This is a genomic window from Laspinema olomoucense D3b, from assembly GCF_025370785.1.
GTDB lineage: Bacteria > Cyanobacteriota > Cyanobacteriia > Cyanobacteriales > Laspinemataceae > Laspinema > Laspinema olomoucense.
Window position 1 is genome coordinate 298,513 of record NZ_JAMXFA010000003.1, and the last position, 7,270, is coordinate 305,782.

Below are 7,270 nucleotides of genomic sequence, written 5' to 3' on the forward strand. Positions count from 1 at the left end.
ATTATAATGCTGAATCATCCTGACTCCCCCCAAGTTTACGATGCCGTCCTGGGCGGTCAAACTCAGCCCCATACGGCCTTAATTGCCCAATTGGATTTAATGATTCGGGCGCGCTATCCCATTCTTTACCTGGTGGGTGTGGAAGAAGAACCAGTGGAAGAAGTATTGCACAAAGTGGCTCAATTGTCAATGCCCCATCGGAAACTTTTGTTCTGGGATATCGTGCGAGGTTGGGGAGATAATGGATCAGCAAAAGGATCAGTAATGGCAGCCCTCGATCGCATTGCCAAAGCACCCCCTCAAGATTCCCTCTTCGTCTTACGCGACTTACACCCCCTCCTCAAAAATTCCACTTCCGACAAAAATATTCCCGTAATTCGCGAATTGCGAAATCTCACCCGAGAGTTGCAGCGATCGCGAAAAACCTTAATTTTAACCGCTTATACCCTCGCCATTCCCCCCGAATTAAGTGAGGAAATCACCGTCATCGATTTTCCCCTCCCCGATGCCGCCCATATTAATGCCTTAATTACAAAATTTGTCACCCCTGAACAACTTAAAATCAAAGGATTAGCCCGAGAACAATTAGTCAAAGCCTGCCAAGGATTAAGCCGCACCCGCATTCAGCGCGTTCTGGCTAGAGCGTTAGCCGACAAACAACAAGTCAACGAAACCGACATAGAAAGCGTCCTGGATGAAAAGAAACAAACCATTCGCCAAACGGGAATTTTAGAGTTTTTGCCCGCCCGGGAATCGCTCAAAAATGTGGGAGGATTAGATAACCTCAAAACCTGGGTGAGAATGCGAAATGAGGTGTTTAGTGAAGAAGCGCGACGCTACGGAATTCCTAACCCCAAAGGCGTGTTACTTGTCGGGATTCAAGGCACAGGAAAATCCCTTTCTGCCAAAACCATTGCCCATGAGTGGCGCTTACCGTTATTGCGTTTAGATACGGGGAGATTATTTGGGGGAATTGTCGGAGAAAGCGAGAATCGGTTGCGTCAGATGATTCAATTGGCAGAAGCGATGTCCCCTTGTGTATTATGGATTGATGAAATTGATAAAGCCTTTGGCAATATTTCCGGGGGAACCGATGGGGATTCCGGGACCAGTCGTCGGGTATTTGGAACTTTAATTACCTGGATGCAGGAAAAAACCGCTCCGGTTTTTATTGTGGCGACGGCAAATAATGTGAGGATTTTACCCGCAGAATTGTTAAGAAAAGGAAGATTTGATGAGATATTTTTTTTAAATTTGCCTACGGAAGCCGAACGTCGGGAAATTTTTAAAGTTCACCTGATGCGACTGCGCCCAAGTCGGCTACGGGAGTTTGATTTAGGATTACTCGCCCGTCAAACTAACAACTTTAGTGGGGCGGAAATTGAACAAGTGATTATTGATGGAATGCACCGAGCTTTTGGAGGGAATAACACCGAAAAACGCCGGGATTTTACCACGGAGGATATTTTACGTGCCAGTGAAGAAACGGTCCCCTTAGCGGCGATCGCCCGCTATCAAATCGAAGAATTAAAACATTGGGCAGCGGAAGCCGGTGCAAGAACTGCTTCCAATGACACCGAATTAACCCAGGAGTTAAAACAGTGGTCCATTCAAAAAGGAATGGGTTCCCTGGACTCCGATTAAACCCTGTAAATAGTCCCCCATACTTGATTGATTTAGGAAAAACTATCATGTCTCATTTTACCACGATTAAAGTCCAAATTAAAAACGGCCAAACCTTATATCGTTGCTTGCGAGAATTGGGGTATCACGTTGAGGAAAATACCACAGTTCGAGGGTATCAAAAACAAACCACTCAGGCAGATTATGTGATTCGACAAAAAAATGGATATGATTTAGGGTTTCGTCGGACTGGAGATACTTATGAGTTAGTGGCAGATTTTTGGGGGGCGGGAATTAATCCGGAGGAATTTGTTCAGGATGTAACTCAAAAATATGCTTACAAAACTTTGAGGGCATCTGTAGAAGAACAGGGGTTTCAGGTAGAAGAAGAGGAACAATTAGAGGATGGAACATTGCGGGTTGTTGTCGGTAAATGGATGTAGTGTGACCAATAGGAGTTAAATAATATGTCCCATTTCACCAGTATTCAGACAGAAATTCGCCAGATAGAGTATTTGACGAAAGGATTAGCTGATATGGGGTTTGATTCGGTGGAAATTCATGAATTTCCGGTTCCTTTGTATGGATTTGAGGGAGATGTCCGAGAGGAGTCTGCGGAGGTGATTGTCCGGCGCAAGTTTATCAGTTCTCGGAGTAATGATATAGGATTTAAACGACAAGCGGATGGAAGCTTTATGGCAGTGATTTCGGATTATGATTCCCGGGAGTATTCTGGGGAGTGGGTTAAGGCGTTAAGTCAGCGGTATGCCTATCATGCGCTGATAGGAACTGCGCCTCAACAAGGGTTTACGGTTGAGGAGGAGGAGGTTTTAGAAGATGGGACAATTCGGGTTATTATTGGTCAGTGGGTATAGGGGATGCGGGATTAGGGAACAACTGAAGTAGGGACGTTAAACATCGGAAAGATAACGATTGAAGTCGCCTATTTTAGTTTGGCGATCGCTTCTTTGTCTACGAGGGTTTCTCCGGTGACTAAATCGCGGACGGTTGCCAGTAAAACGCGCCCTGAGTTGACTTCAAAACGGACGGAGATGCGATCAATGCCAATTTGTCCCGGGGGATTGAGATGGGCGACACAGACGCGATCGCGATCGAGATCTAGGGACCGATATTCTTCCCGTTTGTGCAAGGCACCGCCGATCATCTGTCCTGATTCATCAAACATCACTTCGGCGTGAGAAATTTCGGCGACTTCCCCGATATCTAGGCGGATTTCTTGTTGTCCCTCGATCGCCGCTTGTAACATCAAGGGTTCCGATCGCTGGCAGGGATAGGTTACCCCTTTTTCAAACAAGGGAAAATAGGAGTAGGTTTTACAATGGGGGTCCCATAACCGAATCGCGTAACTGTGGCGCAGATAATCCTCGACTATCACCGCATCATTTAAGGCTAATGCACCATGCGCCACCGCTTCAAAGGGTTTATCCATTTTGACCCGCGATCGGCCAAAATAGGAGACAATTAAAGTTTGAACCGCTGGAATTAAACAACTCCCCCCTACTAACAGTACCTGTTCAATTTCTGCTTTACTAATTCCTTTCATTTGCGCGACTGCTAACACCTCATCCACGGCGCCGCGCAATTGTTCTAAAAGTTGATGATAATCTAACAGTGCCTCAAAGCGATCGCGACTTAATTCGACTTCGTAGGACATAAAATTTTCATCATCAAACCATGCCTCTTTCGCCTCAGATTCCCGAGACAGGCGCATTTTTAACTTTTCCCCAATTTCTAACAACCGTTGCCAGCCCATTTCGCCAATTTGGGGTCGGGATAAACCCTGCCGTTGCAGATAATCTTCGACAATCCAAATATCAATATCAACCCCGCCAATATAGGCATCAGATTTTGCTAAAACCTCCGCTTGTAACGCTGAATTTCCCGATTGGGGTGGATTCGTGCGAATTAAGCTCAAATCCAGAGTTCCCCCGCCAAAATCTACCACCAATACCACAGAACCGGGTTTTTTGATGGCATAACCAAGGGCTGCTGCGGTGGATTCATCAATAATATTAATCTCAGCAATTTCCAGGCGACTACCCAAGTCTCGAAACCAATCTAAATAGCGCTCAAATGCCCCCACAGGAACGGTAAAAATCAGTTTACTCGGCTTGATTCCCCCCTGTGAAAGACGATGGCAAATTTCTTTTAAAAAAGATTCAGAAATCGTCGATGCCGAGTAGGCAAATCCATCGACTAACCGGGGTGGGGCTTGAAAATCTGCCGCTAACTCTCGTTTAAATCCCTGAAATAATCGTCCCGGTTCAGCCTGTCCTAACCGGGTAGAAATCACCTGCTGTCCTAAAACAATTTGATTCCCTTCTTTAATAAAAACCACCGTTGGAATAACGGGAATATCTAAATTTTCTCCCGTCTGTTTTTTACCTTTAAAAATTCTGGATATTTCCCCAAGCTTTAGGGTTTCGGGGGCATTATTATCCGGGTTAAGGATACTAATAACGGTATTACTGGTGCCAAAATCAATCGCGACTACGGTCATAATTTTCAAAAAGAGAGGCAACAACCCGCACCCTAAAGGGTGGGGCTATACGGACAAAGCCTGCCTACGCAGGCTAATAGAGAGAAAACGCACTTTTTATTCCTGGATTTGGTCTTAGGAAGAGGGCTTAATCCCACTGGGAAGGGTTCGGCTGACTTTGGCTGGGGACAGAATGCGATCGCCTTGACGATAGCCCACAAAACGAATATAAACCGCCTCTCCCGGTTGAATTTCATCACAGTCCCCTTGATGGAATTGTGGGTTATAAGCCACAGCTTCCCAAGGATGACCAATCGGTTCATAGCCCCAATTTTCTAATAAATTATTCAGAGGTGCAAACAAAGCAGTGAGATTTTTAGCCGGTAAATCCGGTTTAAGGCGGGCCATTTCTGCTGCAGTGGGATAGTTCGTTAGTAAGGTTTGCAGTTCCTCAAAAGTGGACTGACAAAAGCTCTCCCAAAGCTGGGATTTTTGCTCCTCCAATTCTTCTCTCAAGCGCTGACATTGTTGGCGCAATTGGGTTTCTAATTCCGAGTTAGAATTGCCGACAAGAGGTAAGGGTTCCGATGGAGTAGCTAACGGTTCTAACTGTTGCTCTAATTCCCCCATTGACCACTTTAAAGCCTGGGCTAGTTGGCGCAGTTCCCTCCAGGGAATATTGCCGATCGCCCCGGAGCGAATCTGGCGCAGGCGAAGAGTAGATATCCCGGCGGTTTGCGCTAACTGTTTCCAGTGAATTAAGCCCAATTGCTTCATGCGATTGCCCAACAGCGCATCATACTTTAATTGCTGATTTTCTATGTTTCCAGCCTCTAATAAATATAAAATTATAATGAACAGGACCAAGCTCAGAACCCAGCCGAATCCGATTAAATTGGGCTCCTCTATCATCAACAACCCTCCTCCCTAAAATGGTTGAATAGATTGGTGCGATTCCGTGACAATATGTTCATCATCTTGGTAATAGTCCGGTAGCAATTCTTGGGATTCGACTTTACCGAGGGCTTTTTCAATTTCGGCGGTAGTTTCTATGCAGTTTTGTCCGTTGCCATTGAGGACCGTCTCGATAATTTTACCGTCCTTGCCAATGCGATATTCTACTTTGCGATATTCAGCCATTTCCACCTCCAGTTAGGTTAGGGGGATTGGGAGTCAGCTCCCCACCCCTGCTTTGTATTATTTTATTCCGATTAGGCCAGGATTGACTCAGCAGTTCGGGTCAGGGGGGACTTAGGCAGGGTTGCCTTTGCCGATTAAGGCGGCGATCGCAGCGGCGGAAGCTTCGGCAACCACGCTAATGAGGCGATAGAAGGCAACGGCCCCTAAAATGGCAGCCGGGGAAAATTGCTGATCCAACAGGGCGATCGCCGTTGCCTCAAAGATGCCAATGCCCCCCGGTGCCCCGGGAACCACCAACCCCAACAACCAGGCAAAACTAAAAGCCCCCATCAATGGCGGTAATTGTCCGGGCTGTACTGGTGTCATGGCTTGCACGGTTAAAATAAATCCCCCCCCGCGCAACAGCAGAAATCCCAGTTCTCCCAATAGCGGCAGCAGGGGATAACGAGTCAGCTTGGCGGCAGTTGGCGGCGGAGACTCGGGGGAGACTTCCAACAGTCCTTCGGTTTTGGGGGGAGCTTTTTTAAGTTTGACTTTGCTCAAAACTTGAATGATGGGGTTTAAAATTCGAGGATGGATCCCCACCAGGACCGCCCCTAATCCGAGCCCCAGGAGAATCGGGGGAACACCGCCCGGGGCAGTTCCCCAGAGGGTACTACTGCCCAATCCGGCAATGATTAAGGCAGATGCTGCCATTAACAGGGGTTCTAGCAAGACGCTGAGGACGGCAACCGCCAGGGGCACATCCCGCTTGGCGATCGCCGAAATTCGACCATAAAAATGCCAGACATTGCCCGGTAAATATTTCGCAATATTGGTGGTGAGATAGACAGATAACCCCCAACCCAAGGGAACCGGGCGATCGAACTCCCGCAGAATCCATAACCACACCCAACCGGACCACAAATGAGCTAAAAATGTCACTCCCAGGGCGATCGCCAGGGCAATCCAACTGGATCCCGTAATCTGAAGTTGTGCCACGGACGCGGCATTATCTTTGAGGGTTTTGATTAGAAAAAATAGGGTGGCCCCCAGAATAGCCCACCGTAAAAAAGGTTTTAATTGCGATCGCAAGCGATTCATAAAAAATAGGGTAGGAAAGTAAGCCCAAGAAAGTTAGTAATGCCCACCCTACATCCTAACCCTACCGGCCCGCTTAGAGTCCAAGCCCTGCTGGGAACATTCGGACTTTGACAGCCCCTATCACTCCACTCATGATTCCCGGGCGATCGATTAAAAAGAGTTATTTCTAACCCAGGCATTTATTTTAAAATTGAGTGATATAATAAGCCATTCTCAGAACCAAACAAATTCATTTTCCCCGCTAAGAACTATGTTGAATGCTCAGGATTTATATAACGAAACCTATTATCTAGCCCGGAATCCCGACGTTGCCAATGCCGTCGCCGCTGGACTGTTTCCCACGGGTTTTGCTCATTTTGAAAGCTTCGGCCAAAATGAAGGACGCAACCCCAGCGCCCTCTTTGATACCCGCTACTACGTCACCTTAAATCCTGATGTAGCCGCAGCAGTAGCCGCCAATCAACTGACTCCCTTTCAACACTACATCGCCTTTGGGCAAGCCGAAGGACGTAACCCCAGTGTTCTATACAATAACCAATTGTATCTTTCCCTCTACCCCGATGTTCAAGAGGCAGTTAGCACATCTTCTATCACTGGTATAGAACACTTTCAGCTATCTGGACAAAGCGAGGGGCGAATCCCTAGTAAATTATACAATTCCGCCTACTATTTAGGGTTTGCTGAAAAAGTTATAAAAAACAGGGGGTGGCAAATGAACAAGAGACCCCTCTTCCTCCACCAATAAACAGGGCTTTACTTCGATTCTTCAATTCATAGTGAAAATTAATGGGTTTGGATAAAATTAGAAGTGTTTGGAAAAATTGACACAAAAAAAGACAGTAAAACTCAGGGTAAGCTCATCTAATTTGGTATAAATTGTACTTGACAAGGAGAAATTATAGAGTTAGAGCACAGCCGTCTGGG

Annotated in this window: 8 protein-coding genes; 4 read left to right on the forward strand and 4 right to left on the reverse strand. The window is 46.6% G+C overall.

The features are described 5' to 3' along the window. The first annotated feature begins 6 nt into the window (after positions 1-6). Genes NG792_RS03615 through NG792_RS03625 form a run of 3 tightly spaced genes read left to right on the forward strand, consistent with a single transcriptional unit; the run spans position 7 to position 2,498 of the window. The gene (locus NG792_RS03615) at positions 7-1,644 is read left to right on the forward strand and encodes an AAA family ATPase (RefSeq protein WP_261200290.1); all 1,638 of its coding nucleotides are present in this window, start codon (positions 7-9) and stop codon (positions 1,642-1,644) included. A gap of 47 nt (positions 1,645-1,691) precedes the next feature. Continuing rightward, complete coding sequence (locus tag NG792_RS03620) at positions 1,692-2,066, forward strand: DUF1257 domain-containing protein (protein ID WP_261200291.1); 375 nt, start codon at positions 1,692-1,694, stop codon at positions 2,064-2,066. Between the two features lie 24 nt (positions 2,067-2,090). Next, entirely contained in the window at positions 2,091-2,498 is a 408-nt protein-coding gene (locus NG792_RS03625; protein WP_261200292.1) for a DUF1257 domain-containing protein, read from the forward strand. 68 nt (positions 2,499-2,566) lie between these two features. Here NG792_RS03625 and NG792_RS03630 read toward each other — a convergent pair whose 3' ends face one another. From NG792_RS03630 to NG792_RS03645, 4 genes are all read right to left on the reverse strand, one after another. Beyond that, positions 2,567-4,144: an Hsp70 family protein gene (locus NG792_RS03630; protein ID WP_261234553.1), complete on the reverse strand. Its 1,578-nt coding sequence runs from the start codon at positions 4,142-4,144 to the stop codon at positions 2,567-2,569. 114 nt (positions 4,145-4,258) lie between these two features. Beyond that, on the reverse strand, positions 4,259-5,035 hold the full coding sequence (locus NG792_RS03635) for an XRE family transcriptional regulator (protein ID WP_261234554.1): 777 nt from the start codon (positions 5,033-5,035) through the stop codon (positions 4,259-4,261). 15 nt (positions 5,036-5,050) lie between these two features. Further along, a complete protein-coding gene (locus tag NG792_RS03640) occupies positions 5,051-5,263 on the reverse strand; it encodes a DUF2997 domain-containing protein (protein WP_261234555.1) in 213 nt (70 codons plus the stop codon). Positions 5,264-5,374: 111 nt separating this feature from the next. Beyond that, positions 5,375-6,346, reverse strand: coding sequence for a lysylphosphatidylglycerol synthase domain-containing protein (locus NG792_RS03645; protein WP_261234556.1), 972 nt, complete (start codon positions 6,344-6,346; stop codon positions 5,375-5,377). 250 nt (positions 6,347-6,596) lie between these two features. On the opposite strand from NG792_RS03645, the gene NG792_RS03650 reads away from it, so the two are divergent. Further along, positions 6,597-7,091 carry a hypothetical protein gene (locus tag NG792_RS03650; RefSeq protein WP_261234557.1) on the forward strand — a complete coding sequence of 165 codons (495 nt, stop codon included), beginning with the start codon at positions 6,597-6,599 and terminating at the stop codon, positions 7,089-7,091. The last annotated feature ends 179 nt before the right edge of the window (positions 7,092-7,270 follow it).

Bases quoted from the DNA above. Each gene is read 5' to 3' on its own strand.
- NG792_RS03615 (WP_261200290.1), top strand. From the start codon at position 7: ATGCTGAATCATCCTGACTCCCCCCAAGTTTACGATGCCGTCCTGGGC.
- NG792_RS03620 (WP_261200291.1), top strand. From the start codon at position 1,692: ATGTCTCATTTTACCACGATTAAAGTCCAAATTAAAAACGGCCAAACC.
- NG792_RS03625 (WP_261200292.1), top strand. From the start codon at position 2,091: ATGTCCCATTTCACCAGTATTCAGACAGAAATTCGCCAGATAGAGTAT.
- NG792_RS03630 (WP_261234553.1), bottom strand. From the start codon at position 4,144: ATGACCGTAGTCGCGATTGATTTTGGCACCAGTAATACCGTTATTAGT.
- NG792_RS03635 (WP_261234554.1), bottom strand. From the start codon at position 5,035: ATGATAGAGGAGCCCAATTTAATCGGATTCGGCTGGGTTCTGAGCTTG.
- NG792_RS03640 (WP_261234555.1), bottom strand. From the start codon at position 5,263: ATGGCTGAATATCGCAAAGTAGAATATCGCATTGGCAAGGACGGTAAA.
- NG792_RS03645 (WP_261234556.1), bottom strand. From the start codon at position 6,346: ATGAATCGCTTGCGATCGCAATTAAAACCTTTTTTACGGTGGGCTATT.
- NG792_RS03650 (WP_261234557.1), top strand. From the start codon at position 6,597: ATGTTGAATGCTCAGGATTTATATAACGAAACCTATTATCTAGCCCGG.